The following is a 14,026-nucleotide window of genomic DNA, read 5'->3' on the forward strand; positions in this document are numbered from 1 at the left end:
GTAGCCGTCGGGCAGGGTGTTTGGTTCATGGCTCATCGCTCAACCTCTCTACCAGATGCGCAATCTGGCTTTGCAGTAGCGGCACCTCCTGCGTGGCTGTGACCCAGACGATGCGCCAATCAACGGCGAAGTACTCATGCACTGCGATGTTGCGGAAAGCCACGATGTCTGGCCACGGGATTTCGGGGTGTCTCTCGGTGAACGCCCTGGGTAAGCGCGCGGCCGCTTCACCGATGACGATGAGTTTCTGCAACACAGCGCTTTGCCGTAGTTCGTCCTGCATAAACTGCGCTTCGCTTACGCCGTGCAAGAAGCGAGCAATGGCATCAGCGGCCTCGAGGATATCGTTCAGGTACAGGCGCTCAGGCCGCATAGATCACCTTCTCTTCCTTCAGCACGGCTTCCCGAATCGCGGGTTTGAGGCCGCTGCGCGGCACGAGGTCCACCGCTCGCCCCAAGAGGGCAGAGAGTTCGCGTGCCATCCGGGCAAGCGTCAGGAACCCCACGGTGACATCAGGCTCGAACTCCACCAAGACGTCTACGTCGCTCTGCAGATTGAAATCCTCCCGAAGCACGGAGCCGAACAGGGAGAGTTGCCGCACCCGATAGCGGCGGCAAAAGTCTTTCAATTCTGCCTCCGGGAGAGCAATGGCAGGCTTCATTCTGCCTCCTCCGTCTTAAGCCCGAGTTGAAATAACACTTCCCGTAACGCGCGTTCAGCTTCGGCGCGTTCTTCTTCCGCTTCCTCCAGTCGCACGAGTGCTTCCTCCAACGGCAGCACTTCTTCGCTGCCGTTGATGCTCACATAGCGGCTGGGCGAGAGGTTGTAGTCATTGCGCGCCGCCTCCTCGCGGGTGATGATGGCGTGTAGGGGCGAATTGCGATTCGCCCCCGCGGGATCGCCCCACGCATGGTAGATGCTGGCAATGGTCTCGATGTGCTCATCCGTCAGGTAGTTCTTGGGTCTACCCTTGGCGAAGAGCTGGCTGGCGTTGATGAGCAAGATTTGGCCTGGGTGGCGCTTGCGGCGGTTGACGACGATGATCACGCCCGGCGCGGTAGTGTTGTAGAAGAGGTTCTCCGGGAGCAAGATGACCGCCTCGATGAGATCGGCTTCCACGAACGCTTTACGGATGTCGCGCTCGCGGTTGGAGCCCTGGTTGCCGCTGCCGCGCGAAACGGCACCCGTGTCGAGCACAACCGCCATGCGCCCGCGCTCATTGAGCGAGGCAAGCATGTGCTGCAACCAGCCCCAATCGGCAGACGAGCTGGGTGGGGCGCCGTAGCGGAAGCGCTCGTAGGGGTCGTTTTCGTAGAGCTCCTGCGGGAACTTCTGGTTCCACATCGGATTCGCCACCACCAGGTCGAAGGTTTGCAGGGCCCCGGCGCGGTCCTTGAAAGCGGGCTGGCGCATGGTGTCGCCGATGCGGATGTCCGCCTCAATGTCGTGGATGACGGCGTTCATGCGCGCCATGGCGAAGGTGGCCGGGTTGATCTCCTGCCCAAAGACGCGCAACGGGGCAACCGCAGTCGGCAGCTTCAGCCGACCGTTTTCCTGTTTCCCGTATCGCTCAAGGAGACGCAGATGGCACTTGATGAGCAAGCCACCTGACCCGCAAGCAGGGTCGTAAACCGTCATGCCGGGCTCTGGCTCCAATAGCCTCGCCATCAGCACGCCAACCTCGCGCGGGGTGTAGAACTCACCAGCGGATTGCCCCTGACCCTCGGCGAATTTGCGCAGCAGGTACTCGTAGGCACGGCCAAGCACGTCGGGTTCCACGTCCTTCAGTCCTAAGCGATGCCGCGAGAGCACCTGGATCAGCGCGGCGAGGTGTTCATCCGAAAAAATGCACTGACCAGCCGCGGTGGCGTTGAAATCCACCTGTCAATCACGCCGGCAAGCCGCGGATTTTCGCGTGCGACCGAGCGCACGACCTCGGTCAGGTATTGACCAAGGCCTGTGGTCTGACGGCGAATCGCATCCCAGCGGGCGTTTTGCGGAACGTAGAACCGCACCAACTGCACCTGGCCACGTGCCCGCTCTTGGTCCAGCAGCGAGCGCACGGTCTTCTCGTTGCCGAATTGCGCTGAAAGGCGGGCGATTTCGTCGTCGAATACGTCCGAGAGGCGCTTAAGGAAGATCAGCGGCAGGATGTAGTCCTTGAACTTGGGCGCATCCACCGGCCCGCGAATGGCGCAGGCTGCATTTCAAAGCCAGGATTCAAGAGTCGCGAGATCCATCATCCCAGTCCTGCTCCCTTCGTCGTGAGTGTGATTCGCCACCGCATCCTTCGTCAATCCCGCCGCCTCGGCGCTTCGATGTGCGAGGCCGTTGGGGACCGTGCCCGGCCGCCGACCGCTTGGCGGGCTCCAAACGGGGAACCGACCACGTTGCGGAGTGCGCCCAACTGTCAAAATCGCAGCGAAACCAAACACGACCTCTCCCCCGGGTGGGCGACCAGCGCCGACCTCTGCCACTGGCACGCGCGGTTTTCTCCGCACCTGAGGCCTGGCACGGAAGACGCATTCCGGCTTCGTCGGAGCGTTGCCGCCGAACGAGCGGAGGAAGGCGTCGCGGAAAAACGGGCTCAGCCGGCCGCCCCCTCTCCGCGGCATGCCATCCCCCCCTCGGGGCATGGTCCGCAGTCCGGCGGCCAGGTCGGACTCCGCCTCGTCCGCAAGCGAGCAACGTCAGGCCGGTTCGAAGGCGACGATCTCGTGAATGTCCACGCGGGGCACCACCACCTCCCACGCACCCCGCTCGCGCCGCGCCTCGAGCGGCCGGTCCGCCACCACCAAGTGCGCCCTCACGCGCTCCAACGGCAGCGCGACCCGCACGCGCACATCTCGCAGCGGTGACGGCGAATCGTGAAACTCAGGATGTGGCGGCGCCTTGCGGTCGGGCGACCAGTTGACGATGTGGACCATCCATCGCTCATCTCGGCCGTCGGCTGGGGCCTGACGGGTGACGGTGAACTCCGTGGCCAGTGGCGCATCGGTTTGGAGCAGTCGCTCCGGCCGAACCCGGCCCAGTACGTGCTCGAACAGTGCGCGGTAAATCCAGTAGCCGGTCCGATAGTAGGCGGCGCCGATGGGGAAGCCGATCAGCCCCACCCGCCCGGACACCGCCGCAACGCTGAACTCGGTGACGCGCTCGAACGGCGTCTGGCGATGGCTCGTGTACTTCGCCGCGCTGCGCTGAAACAGCGGCACCCCGAGATCCGCCAGCGACTCGGCCGGTGCCTCGACCCGCCACCGTCCCGCACCCTCGTACAGCGCGTACTCATAGACGGGCAGATCGCCCGCGAACGCCACGCGCGGCACCATGTAGGACGGTTTGAACTCGCTGGCACCCTCGAATCGCAGCCCCAGCGGAGCCAGCCAAGACTCCTGGCCGCCGGCCAGAACGCCCGCCTCGCCACACACCACCAGCGCACCTCCCCCCTCGACGTAGCGGCGCAGCCGCTCCACCAGCGCGGCGTCGGGCCGGAACGCATCGGGCAGCACCACCAGACCATATCGCTCCCATTCCTGCACCGGCTCGACCACATCGAACTGGCGCCTCGATTCCAACAGCAGCTTGGTGACGCCATAGAGGTAGTCGTCCCGCAGGCGATCGAAGGGAATCGCCGGGATCATCATCGCCGCCTCGGTCACCGGCGCCGCCCCCTCCAGCCATGGCTCCAACTTGCGGATGCGGCCGAACGAACGCCCGATCACATGGTAGACGGCCGGGTCCAACCGGCCGTTCGGCGACATCTGGTCGCCCACGTCGCAGCGCGCCGCGTTCGCAACGATCGAGGCCAGCTCCACGTCCAGCTGCGGCACCGTCTTCAGCCCGCCGAAGTCCGCCCAGCTAGTGACGAACCGGCCCGTCATGCCGTACACCGGCACGCCGAAGTTGCGCTGGTAGCGAATCTGCATCGGCGCATAGAAATAGCCCCACCCCCCCGTCGGCAGCGCCTCGATGTCAATGTTGTCCAGCAGCTCCGCCCGTGCCGCGACGCACGCCAAACCAATGTCGTTGAAGTCCACCTGGCAACCCGGGCGGATCGAGCGCACGAGGTCGCGGGCGTGCCGATGCCAGTCGAGGAACAGTCGATGTTTGTGCTCGCGCTGGGCGACCGCGTTGTTCGGATCCCCTCCCCCCTCACGGATCTGCCGCTGGCACTCCGCGCAGAAGCACTCCGGCGCAATCGGCGCGGCCACGTCGAACCACACGCCGTCGAGCTCGTAGCGCCCGACAAACTCGCGAATGTGGCGGTCCATCCACTCCCGAAACTCCGCGTTCGCGAAGCACAGCGCCGTCCAGCCGGGCGTTTCGCCGCGCTTGGGCATGTAGTCCGTGCCGTCCCGCTTGATCATCCGCCAGGCGGGCCGCGTTTTCGCCAGGTGATGATCCCATCCGGTGCAGTAGTACGCGTACACCGCAATGCCGCGTTTCCGACAGGCGCGCACCTGCGCGCCGAGCAGGTCAAACTTCAAACCCGGATGCACGGGTCCGGTCTCGCTCGGCCAGTAGCAGTAGCCGTGCATGTCCTTCGCGAACACCACGATGGAGTCCACGTTCGCCGCGACGAGCTGCTCGCCCCACGCGTCCTCGTCGAAGTCCGCGCCGATCCGCGGCACGTGTTCGGAGTTGTGAAAATCGAGGTGAATCTTCCTCCACGGGCGGCGCGGCATCGTGTGGAACCGGCCGTCATGCCACAATCGCAACCCAGACGGTCCCGACGCCACCGAGGACACTGCGGATGTCTGCGCACCGCCGGTACGGACGCGGGCCAGCACCGCCAGCATCCCCGCCGAGCGCAGCCAATCACGACGGTTGAGCCGCATGGTCATCGCGTGGGTTCCTCCTGTTTGTTCGGGTTCCCAGCTGGATCGCGAGCGCCGGCCATCGCGCCCCGCGGCGACACCTTGCACGCTCGTGACCCGTACGTGTGCGACGGGCAACCGCCGACGCTCCACCGCGGTGCTCGGCCGGTTTCAGCGCCGCAGATCATGTCGAACTCCCAGCGCGCGCAGAGTCAGCAGGAGATCCACCGCGTATTCGAGCTGCCTATCGCCCGCCACGCGTCGCCGCAGTTTTATGTCCTCCTCCTCCTCTGATGACGAACGCCGGCGTGGGTTCAAATTCGCCGATGGCAGGACCGGCGTCGCGCCGGCTCTGACCGCGGCGCCCACCTCGATGTCGGGCTTCAACGGCGCGTCAACCTCCACGCCGTCCAACCGCAACCGCCGAACAGGCAGCCAGACGAAGAAATCGCGGGCGAGCGGCACCAGATCGTACCGGCAGAGCGAGCCGGCGGTCGGCGCACCGATCCGGATCACCGGCGCCCCCCCATCCGCCAGCGCCGCCGCAAGCGCCTCGGCGGCGTCGCGCGTGTCGGGGCCAACCAGCAGCGCCAGCGGCACCGGGTGCGAAACCGGAGATTCCGCAGAGCCGACCACCGTGCACGCGCCGGTGGGCCATTGCGCCTCCAGCCGGAAAAGCTGCGGGCGTCCGGGCCGCGCCGCCGCCGCGATGCGCGCCGCCTCCGAGAGGTCAAACCCGCCAGCGCGCCGTAGATCGAGCACCACGCCGGGTGCTCCGGCCGTGGACGCTAGGTTCCATGCTCCCAGCACCCGCGCCGCAACGCCCTCGCGAAGCTCCCCAACCTGCACCAGGCCCACTCCGCGCGGCAGCAGCTCCACTCTGACCGCCTCCGGCGCAACCCAGCCCGGTTTCACCGCGAACGTCATCGGCTCCCGCTGCGGCGGTCGCATCACCACCACCTCGATCCCGCCGGTCGCTCGCGCAATCCACCCCGCCCATTCCGCCGCTGCCACGCCCGTCACAAAACGACCGGCCACACGGTCCAGCACATCGCCCGGTCGCAGACGACCGTCCGCCGGCCCTCCCGGCACCACCGCGACGACCACATGCTGGCCGTTCGATACCTCCGTCCGGATGCCAAGCCCCCATTCGTGGCCGCGCCGCTTCAGCAGAAATGACTCGCGTTCCGCTTCCCGCACCACCTCGGCAGCGGGATCCACCGCACGCGCCGCCTCGCGCAGCGCCCGTTCGAGCACCGCATTGCTCTCCGCCACCCGGCCGATCGCCGCCGCCACCTGCAGCAGGCGGTCCAACGGGTGCGGCAGCGTCTCTGCGCACTCGGGGGGGAGCGACGGCGGCAAGGCGGACTCCGCGTGCGCCCCGGCGCCGAGCAACGCGGCCGCGCACACACCGGACCACCATGGCCAGCGCCTTCGTCTCATCGTGCGGGATCCCCGGCGCACCACATTCACCGGTTCAGAACCTCGCTGCGGAGCGCCGGAACACTAGCCGGAAACACGGGTCGGCTCAACTCCCCACCCCGGTGGAGCTTGTCGACGAAGGGAAGTGGCGCGATAGTGCCCAGAGAACACGGAGGTGTGTGATGAACCTGTGGACGCGCCGCGAGATTTTGGCAGCGGCCGCGACGGGGTTCGCGCTCGCACGGCAGCTGATCGCCGCTCAAACCGGCGGCACCGGCGGTGTGCCCCGACGCAAGTTCGGCCGCCACAACGAAACGATCCCCATCCTCGCGCTCGGCGGCTGGGACATCGGCCGCGCCGACGACGCCACCGCGATCGCCATCATGCATGCCGCGATCGACGAGGGACTCACCTTCTTCGACAACTGTTGGGAGTACCACAACGGCCGCTCCGAGGAACTGATGGGCCGCGCGCTGGAGGGTGGCCGACGCGACCGCGTCTTTCTGATGACGAAGGTCTGCGGCCGCACGTACGAGGACGCGCGCGCGAACCTCGAAGACAGCCTGCGGCGGCTCCGCACCGACCGGATCGATCTGTGGATGTTTCACGGTATCCGGTGGGACGAGGATCCCGATTTGATCTTCGACGCGGAGCGCGGCGCGGTGCGGGCCGCGATCGAGGCCCGAACGGCCGGGCGCGTGCGGTACATCGGCTTCACCGGCCACAAGGATCCGAAGTTCCATCTCGCGATGCTCGAGCGCACCGCACGCGCCGGCGCCCCCTTCGAGTGGGACGCGGTGCTGATGCCGCTCAACCTGGTGGATCCCCAGCATCTCAGCTTCCAGACGGCGGTGCTGCCGGTGGTTGTCCGGCGCGGCATCGCGGCGCTCGGGATGAAAGCGCTCGGCGCGCAGAACGGCCGCTTCGTGCGCGAGCTGGGCGTGACCGCAGCGGAATGCCGGCGCTACTCGCTCTCGCTGCCGATCGCCTCGCTGGTGTGCGGGATTCAGACGATGGACCAGCTTCGGCAGGACCTGGCGATCGCCCGCGAGTTTCGGCCAATGACGGTCGAAGAGACCCGCGCGCTGCTGGCGCGCGTGGACGGTCGCAACGCGGACGCCCGGCTCGAAGCCTATAAAACCGGCGACTACGGCTGCAGCATCCACCGGCGCCGACAGGCGGCCGCCCGGGGCGGCGGGGCGGCATGAGCGGCCCGCGCACCATTCATCACGCGCTGGTGCTGAACCTGCACCAGCCAGCCGGCAACCTCGCCTCGATGCTCGCCACCGACCCCTGGGAGGTGCGCCAGATTCTCTGCGCCTACGACCGCATCCCGCGCTCGCTGTGGCGCTACGAGGACATCGCGAAGGTGCACCTGTCGCTGTCGGGCACACTGCTGGAAACACTCTCGGACCCGTCGTTCCAGTCTGAGGTCTACGGCATCGTCCGGCTCGGCGATCTGCTGTGGTATCTGCAGAACACCCGCATCATCGACATCCTGGGCACCGGTTACTACCACCCCGTGCTGCCGCTCATCCCGCCGCCTGACCGCGAGGAGCAGGTGCGACGATGGCAGGGCATCGGCCGACACCTCTTCTGGCGCGAGACCTTCTCGGGATTCTGGCCGCCCGAGCTCGGATTCTCGATGGAACTAATCCCGGTGCTGGCAGCCGCCGGCTACCGGTACTGCATCGTGGATTCCGAACACGTCGTTGCGAAGACCCCGATGAGCTGGCCGGCGCTCCGCTACCGCCCCCACATCGCCCGCCACGGGGGACGACAGATCATCGTGGTCGTCCGCGACCGCGATCTCTCCATTGCGCAGGAGTCCGGCATGGAGCCCTCCTGGTTCCTGCGCGAGGTGCGCGAACGGACCCGCCACTGCGATTTCGAGCCGCTCGTCATCACCGCGACTGACGGCGAAAACGGCGGCTGGTTCCGAAATCTTACGCCGGGCGAGACCTTCTGGGACCGCTGTCACGCACCGCTGATGGAAGGCATCCGGTCAGGCCAGATCGAAGATCTGCGCCCCGCCTTTATTCACGAGTACATCGAGCGGTTCGGCGTATACGGCGAGGTCATCGTCCGCGCCGGCGCGTGGAACACCGGCGAGCACAGCGGCATCGGCTTCGTACAGTGGACCGGCTCCGAAGCGCAGCAGGCCGCATGGCGACGGGTGCACGAGGTGTCCGCCCGCATCCGTCGCGCCGAGGAACGGCTCTCACCCACCGACGCCGCGCGCAGCCGGATCGAAGAGGCACGTTGGCGCCTACTGCGCGCCGAGACCAGCTGCAACTTTTTCTGGGGCGATGCCTGGCTCGGACGCTGTCACGCCGACCTGGACGCGGCACTCGAGCGCCTCGCAGGCCTGGAGTAGAGCGCCGCCCGCCTCAGCGCCCGCAGCCCGCCGCAGGCGGCAGAGGGTCTTGTCCGACCGCCAGCTCGCAGCTCGCCCGCAGACGGCATTCGACCCCGCAGTACCACGCGCGAAACTGGCGGGCCACCCGCTCGAAATGGTGTTTGAGAAAATCTTCCTTCGCGGCCGCCATCCCGACGTCCCGCCCCGCGCGCTCGCTCAAGTACCACTTGTTTTCCGCCAGCGCCTCGTCGAGCCGCCGACGCTGCGCGAGCAGGTACTCTCGAAAATTCTTGCAACCAAACGCGTCCATCGCCGCGATCACCAAATCAAATCTACACCCCTGCTGAACGCAAATCAAAGCCGGCCCTCTCGACCTCGCTGGCGGCATTACACGCCGTGCCGCCGGGGAGCCGCGAGCGCTCTCCACCCGCCGCCCTCGCGCGGATGCCGGCCCCACGGTCTCCGGCATCACGACCTAGCTTGGGCCGCCGCACACGATGACCTCTGGTCTCAAGGCACGCTCGCAACACCGCCGGCCGGCGCGCCAGCGACGCGTCATTTCCACGTGCCCACAATATGTCGGGCCATCCCCCGTCGTATGGCTGGTCGCGGTTTGCGCCACCCTTCCGGCTGGCAGTCCCGGAGACCGAATCCGGTGCGGGTCGGTGCGGGTGACTGTCCCTTTTGCGGAGGACCTGACGATGCGGGATATCAGTTCGGCCCGAAGGGCGATCTGCGTCGTGCTGGCATGGCTCGCCGTCCAAACGGCGGGCGCATTGCAGCCACCGAACTTCGTGCTGATCATCGCCGACGATCTCGGCTACGCAGACGTCGGCTTCCACGGTTGTCGCGACATCCCCACCCCCCATCTCGACCGGCTTGCGGCCTCCGGGGTGCGCTGTTCACAGGGTTATGTCTCCCACTCGTTCTGCTCCCCCACCCGCGCCGCGCTGATGACCGGCCGCTACCAGCAGCGGTTCGGTCACGAGATGAATCCGGCCTACCTGCCCGACGATCCAACCGTCGGCCTGCCGACCAACGAGGTCACCATCGCAGACGTTCTGCGGCCGCGCGGCTACGTGTGTGGGCTCGTCGGCAAGTGGCACCTGGGCGCCGCGCCGCCGTTCCATCCCCTCGTGCGTGGGTTCGACGAGATGTTCGGCTTTCTCGGCGGAGGCCATCACTACCTGCCCGAGAAATGGGTCGGCGCCACGGAGTACGCCTCGCGACTCCTGCGCAACCAAGAACCGGTGAAGGAAACCGACTACCTCACCCGCGCGCTCGGCCGCGAGGCCACCGCCTTCATCGAGCGCCATGCGGCGCGACCGTTTTTTCTCTACCTCGCCTTCAACGCTCCCCACACGCCACTGGAGGCGCCCCCCGACGTCGAGGCACGGTTCGCCTCCATCGCGGACCCCAAACGCCGCACCTACGCCGCAATGGTGTCGGTGATGGATGAGCAAATCGGTCGGGTGCTGGATGCGCTGCGCCGCACCGGAACCGAGTCGAACACGCTGGTGATGTTCCTTTCCGACAACGGCGGCCCGCCCCACGCCAACGCCTCCTCGAATGGCATCCTGCGCGGCGCGAAAGGCACGGTCTACGAGGGCGGAATCCGCGTTCCGTTCGTGCTCTCGTTCCCGGGACGTTTGCCCGCCGGCGCCGTCTACGAGGAACCTGTGATCTGTCTTGACCTCCCCGTCACGATGGCGGTGCTGGCGGGCGCGGCCATGCCGGCGGATCGGCCGATCGACGGCGTGAACCTGATGCCCTACCTCCTCGGGGAGCGGAAAGGACCCCCTCACGAGGCGTTGCTCTGGCGCCAAGGGGGCAGCCAACCGTGGGCCATTCGCTCGGGGCCCCTGAAGCTCCTGCTGGGGCAAGGCAAAGCCGCAGTGCCGGAACTCTACGACTTGGCGAGCGACCCCGGCGAAACGCGGAATCTTGCGGCGGAGAGGCCTGCGGATGTGGCCGCGCTGCGTGGCCGGTGGGAACGCTGGAACGCTGAACTGGTACCACCGCGATGGCCATCTCCGAAGGAAGCGCTGCCTCAGCGGCCGCGGCGCCGCGCGCCACGCCCCGCCAACTGAACGCAGGCGCCCCCCTCTGCCTTTCCAAGGATTGGACGCCCCCTCACCCCTCCCGTCCAACCGTTGGAGCACGTCCCTCCGCGAATGCGCCGCACCTCGCTTGCCGCCGGCCATGCCGCACGCAGATGATGGGGGCGATGGAACGAACCGCCGTACCAGAGAGGTCCGAGCCATGAACTCACGATCGCTTGCGTGCTTGCTCATCGTCTTCAGCACCCTCTGGGTGGCCCGCGCCGCACCGCCGGCCGTCGCGTGGCGTCACCTGAGCAGCCGGCGCGGCGAGCTGCCGCTACCCAACGGCGGGCCCGAGCAGACCGCCTGTGTGACGGCCGACTTCAATGGGGACGGCGCCGCCGACATCGTCATCGCCGAACGAACTCGCGCACCGTCGGTCATCGGTATCCGCTGGAATGGCAGCGGCTGGGATCGCTTCGTCATCGATGACACCGCTCGCCCCGTCGAGGCCGGTGGCGCGGCGGCCGACCTCGACGGCGACGCCGATCTCGACCTCGTGCTCGGCGGCGACTGGCGCAGCGATGAGGTCGTCTGGTACGAAAACCCCGGTGCGGGCGCTCCGCCGCAGCAGCGATGGGCACGAAGAATCCTCAAACGCGGCGGCGCAAAGGGACACCATGACCAGGTCGCCGCGGATCTGCTCGGCGCGGGACGGCCACAGGTCATTTTTTGGAACCAGGGCAGCCGTCGCCTCTTCCTCGCCGAACCGCCGCCCGATCCCCGCACCGCGGGGCCGTGGCCCCTGCGGGAGCTATTCGACGCCTCCACCACGCCATTGACCGTCAAACCCGAAGGGCTGGCCACCGCCGACGTTGACGGCGACGGCCGAATCGACCTGCTGGGCGGCGTCTGGTGGTTTCATGCGGACGGCGCCGGCCGGCTGCGACCGGTGCGGATCGCCGATCAGCCGGGTCGCATCCGGGCAGGTCGGTTCCGGCCGGGGCCCATTGCGCAGATCGTCGCTGCGCCCGGCGATGGAGACGGACCGCTCCTCTTCATCGAGTGTGACGGCGACCCGCTCGACCCCGCCTCCTGGCGCCGGCGCGCGCTGCTCGACGGCCGCACGGTGATCCACGGCCACACACTCGACATCGCAGACATCAACGGGGACGGTCATCTCGACATCCTCTGCGCCGAAATGGCGAAGTGGAACATCCGGCGCTCCGAGCCCGACCATCCCAACGCCACCGCATGGATCCTGTACGGCGACGGGCAGGGCGGTTTTTTCACCACCGTGTTGAGCAGCGGCATCGGCTTTCACGAGGGCCGCATCGCGGACGTCAACGGCGACGGCCGCCCCGACATCGTGAACAAGCCCTTCAACTTCGACACGCCGCGCCTCGACATTTGGCTGAACCTCGGCTCGCCACCCTCGCAACCACCACGATAGCGCTGCCGAACACGCCGAAACCGGGCCGACACTGTAAGGGGAACGAAACGCCGTCGGGCTGGAATCGCAGCGGGGACCGGTGCCGTCGGATCAGTCGGCGGTAACGAAACAGCCCCCTCACCCCGGCACCAGGGGCCCGAACGCGTCAGTAACCGTCGCCGCCTACGGCGCCGGACGGCCGCTCGATCGGTTCGCCCACCGCTTCGCGTCGGCGAAACTCGTCGAGCATTGCGGCGGTCGCAGTTGCGCCGCAGCGCGTCGCCCCAAGTTGTCGAACACGAATCAGCCCGTCCAGATCGCGAACACCGCCCGCCGCCTTCACCTGAACACGTTCGGAACAGGCCGCGCGCATCAGCCGCAGATCGTGCTCTGTGGCTCCGCGATAGCTGTAGGAACCGTCGGATTGTTTCACAAAGCCGTACCCCGTCGAGGTTTTCACCCAATCCGCCCCCGCCCGTTCCGCGATCTCGCACAGCCGCCGCTTCAGCCCGTCGCCGTCCAGACCCGCGCCACCCCCGTGCAGAAAGTCGGTCTCGAGGATCACTTTCACCTTTGCGCCGTGGCGATGCGCCTCGTCACACACCGCGCGGACATCGGCCTCGACATAGGCCCAGTCGCCGCTGAGCGCCTTCCCGATGTTGATGACCATGTCCACTTCTTCCGCGCCGTCGCGACAAGCGATCTCGGTTTCGTAACGCTTCACCTCCGTCGTGGAGCTTCCGTGCGGAAATCCCACCACGCATCCCACACGCACGCCGGTCCCGCGCAGCAGTTCCACACAGCGGCGCACCGCGTAGGGTTTCACACAGACCGACGCGACGCGATATCGCGCGGCCACTCGGCAGCCCTCCTCGATTTCACGGTCCGTCAGCGTGGGATGCAGCAGAGAGTGATCGATCATTTTCGCCAGCTCGTCGTAGTGGATCGTCATCGCTGGGCCTCCCCCTGCATTCGCGCGCACAACCCGCGCGCGCCGCCGGCCATCGCCAACGCAACACCTCCAAGCATTCCGGCACGTCCGCCGAGACGGCTGAGCTCGATCTGCACCGTATCCACCGGAAACATGCGCACCCGCCGCCGCACCTCATCGCGCAACGGTTCGAGCAGTTGCGCGCCCATCCCGGCCACTCCACCGCCGAGCACGACCAAGTCGGGATGCAACGCGGTGACGATGTTGGCGACGCCGATGCCAAGCCACCGCGCGGCGCGCTCAATCGCCCGCGCGACCAGCTCGTCGCCCTCCCTGGCGGCAGCGGCCATCGTTTCCGGCGTGATCCGGCCCACGTCGCCCCCCGTGATCTCCGCCAGCCGCGGCGCCAGACCCGACGCGACCAGCCGCACCCCCTCCGCGCGAATCGCCGGGCCGCTGGCCACCGTCTCCAGACAACCCCGACTGCCACATCCACACGGTGGACCGTCGGGCACCACCGTTTGGTGACCGAGCTCTCCCGCCGCACCCAGCGGGCCGAGCCGCAACACACCCTCCACCACCACCCCACCCCCGATACCGGTCCCAATCGCAAACATCGCCATCGTCGGACGATCGCGCCCCCGCCCCCAGCCGAACACCAGTTCGCCCAGCGTCGCGATGCGAACGTCGTTGAGCAGATGCACTGGGCAGCCGAGCCGCTCCGCCAGCCACGCCGACACCGGCAAATCCCGCCACTGAGTCGGCAAATTCGGCAGGAAACGCGTCACTCCGGCGTTCACGTCCGCCAGCCCCGGCACGCCCAGACCGAGCGCGACGGGGCGCACGCCCGCCTCGCGTACCGTCTGCTCCAGCAGGTCCGCAATTCGTTCCACCACGCGGCGCGGCCCCTCGTACGCGCAGGTCGGTGCGCACCTCTCCGCAAGCACCTCGCCCTCGGCGGTTGCGACCGCGACGCCAATCGTCGTGCCGCCGAGGTCCGCGCCCGCCCACACCTCCCGCATCGC

11 protein-coding genes and 1 pseudogene are annotated in these 14,026 nt (G+C 67.5%); 4 read left to right on the forward strand and 8 right to left on the reverse strand.

Going from position 1 to position 14,026, the window contains the following annotated elements:
- Positions 1 to 25: 25 nt before the first annotated feature.
- From N2652_06680 to N2652_06700, 5 genes and pseudogenes are all read right to left on the reverse strand, one after another.
- Positions 26 to 373 (reverse strand): DUF86 domain-containing protein, encoded by a 348-nt coding sequence (locus tag N2652_06680; GenBank protein MCX7818875.1) that lies wholly within the window; start codon positions 371 to 373, stop codon positions 26 to 28.
- The gene (locus N2652_06685) at positions 363 to 662 is read right to left on the reverse strand and encodes a nucleotidyltransferase family protein (protein MCX7818876.1); all 300 of its coding nucleotides are present in this window, start codon (positions 660 to 662) and stop codon (positions 363 to 365) included. Before N2652_06685 ends, N2652_06680 begins: the two co-directional genes overlap by 11 nt.
- Positions 659 to 2,193 (reverse strand): annotated as a pseudogene (locus N2652_06690) (type I restriction-modification system subunit M). The gene N2652_06685 and the pseudogene N2652_06690 overlap by 4 nt, the downstream one beginning before the upstream one ends.
- Before the next feature lie 498 nt (positions 2,194 to 2,691).
- Positions 2,692 to 4,842: an alpha-L-fucosidase gene (locus N2652_06695; protein MCX7818877.1), complete on the reverse strand. Its 2,151-nt coding sequence runs from the start codon at positions 4,840 to 4,842 to the stop codon at positions 2,692 to 2,694.
- A 144-nt stretch (positions 4,843 to 4,986) separates the two neighbouring features.
- The gene (locus N2652_06700; protein ID MCX7818878.1) at positions 4,987 to 6,258 is read right to left on the reverse strand and encodes a S41 family peptidase; all 1,272 of its coding nucleotides are present in this window, start codon (positions 6,256 to 6,258) and stop codon (positions 4,987 to 4,989) included.
- A 161-nt stretch (positions 6,259 to 6,419) separates the two neighbouring features.
- Between N2652_06700 and N2652_06705 the strand changes: the two genes are divergently transcribed.
- Positions 6,420 to 7,445, forward strand: coding sequence for an aldo/keto reductase (locus N2652_06705; protein ID MCX7818879.1), 1,026 nt, complete (start codon positions 6,420 to 6,422; stop codon positions 7,443 to 7,445).
- Positions 7,442 to 8,614: a glycoside hydrolase family 57 gene (locus N2652_06710; protein ID MCX7818880.1), complete on the forward strand. Its 1,173-nt coding sequence runs from the start codon at positions 7,442 to 7,444 to the stop codon at positions 8,612 to 8,614. Before N2652_06705 ends, N2652_06710 begins: the two co-directional genes overlap by 4 nt.
- A 13-nt stretch (positions 8,615 to 8,627) precedes the next feature.
- Here the strand turns inward: N2652_06710 and N2652_06715 are convergent, their stop codons facing one another.
- On the reverse strand, positions 8,628 to 8,906 hold the full coding sequence (locus tag N2652_06715) for a DUF4032 domain-containing protein (protein MCX7818881.1): 279 nt from the start codon (positions 8,904 to 8,906) through the stop codon (positions 8,628 to 8,630).
- A gap of 391 nt (positions 8,907 to 9,297) precedes the next feature.
- Between N2652_06715 and N2652_06720 the strand changes: the two genes are divergently transcribed.
- The gene (locus N2652_06720) at positions 9,298 to 10,686 is read left to right on the forward strand and encodes a sulfatase (protein MCX7818882.1); all 1,389 of its coding nucleotides are present in this window, start codon (positions 9,298 to 9,300) and stop codon (positions 10,684 to 10,686) included.
- A gap of 172 nt (positions 10,687 to 10,858) precedes the next feature.
- Positions 10,859 to 12,091, forward strand: a complete 1,233-nt coding sequence (locus tag N2652_06725) for a VCBS repeat-containing protein (protein ID MCX7818883.1) — start codon at positions 10,859 to 10,861, stop codon at positions 12,089 to 12,091.
- A gap of 145 nt (positions 12,092 to 12,236) precedes the next feature.
- On the opposite strand, the gene deoC is transcribed toward N2652_06725, so the two are convergent.
- A complete protein-coding gene (deoC, locus tag N2652_06730) occupies positions 12,237 to 13,022 on the reverse strand; it encodes a deoxyribose-phosphate aldolase (protein ID MCX7818884.1) in 786 nt (261 codons plus the stop codon).
- The gene (locus N2652_06735) at positions 13,019 to 14,023 is read right to left on the reverse strand and encodes an ROK family protein (protein MCX7818885.1); all 1,005 of its coding nucleotides are present in this window, start codon (positions 14,021 to 14,023) and stop codon (positions 13,019 to 13,021) included. Before N2652_06735 ends, deoC begins: the two co-directional genes overlap by 4 nt.
- Positions 14,024 to 14,026: the final 3 nt, after the last annotated feature.

It is taken from the genome of Kiritimatiellia bacterium (assembly GCA_026417735.1).
Taxonomy (GTDB): Bacteria; Verrucomicrobiota; Kiritimatiellia; order PWTM01; family PWTM01; genus CAACVY01.

Coding starts and splice junctions, on each gene's coding strand:
- N2652_06705 (MCX7818879.1), top strand. CDS start 6,420: ATGAACCTGTGGACGCGCCGCGAGATTTTGGCAGCGGCCGCGACGGGG.
- N2652_06720 (MCX7818882.1), top strand. CDS start 9,298: ATGCGGGATATCAGTTCGGCCCGAAGGGCGATCTGCGTCGTGCTGGCA.
- deoC (MCX7818884.1), bottom strand. CDS start 13,022: ATGACGATCCACTACGACGAGCTGGCGAAAATGATCGATCACTCTCTG.
- N2652_06725 (MCX7818883.1), top strand. CDS start 10,859: ATGAACTCACGATCGCTTGCGTGCTTGCTCATCGTCTTCAGCACCCTC.
- N2652_06685 (MCX7818876.1), bottom strand. CDS start 662: ATGAAGCCTGCCATTGCTCTCCCGGAGGCAGAATTGAAAGACTTTTGC.
- N2652_06710 (MCX7818880.1), top strand. CDS start 7,442: ATGAGCGGCCCGCGCACCATTCATCACGCGCTGGTGCTGAACCTGCAC.
- N2652_06680 (MCX7818875.1), bottom strand. CDS start 373: ATGCGGCCTGAGCGCCTGTACCTGAACGATATCCTCGAGGCCGCTGAT.
- N2652_06735 (MCX7818885.1), bottom strand. CDS start 14,023: ATGCGGGAGGTGTGGGCGGGCGCGGACCTCGGCGGCACGACGATTGGC.
- N2652_06700 (MCX7818878.1), bottom strand. CDS start 6,258: ATGAGACGAAGGCGCTGGCCATGGTGGTCCGGTGTGTGCGCGGCCGCG.
- N2652_06715 (MCX7818881.1), bottom strand. CDS start 8,906: ATGGACGCGTTTGGTTGCAAGAATTTTCGAGAGTACCTGCTCGCGCAG.
- N2652_06695 (MCX7818877.1), bottom strand. CDS start 4,842: ATGACCATGCGGCTCAACCGTCGTGATTGGCTGCGCTCGGCGGGGATG.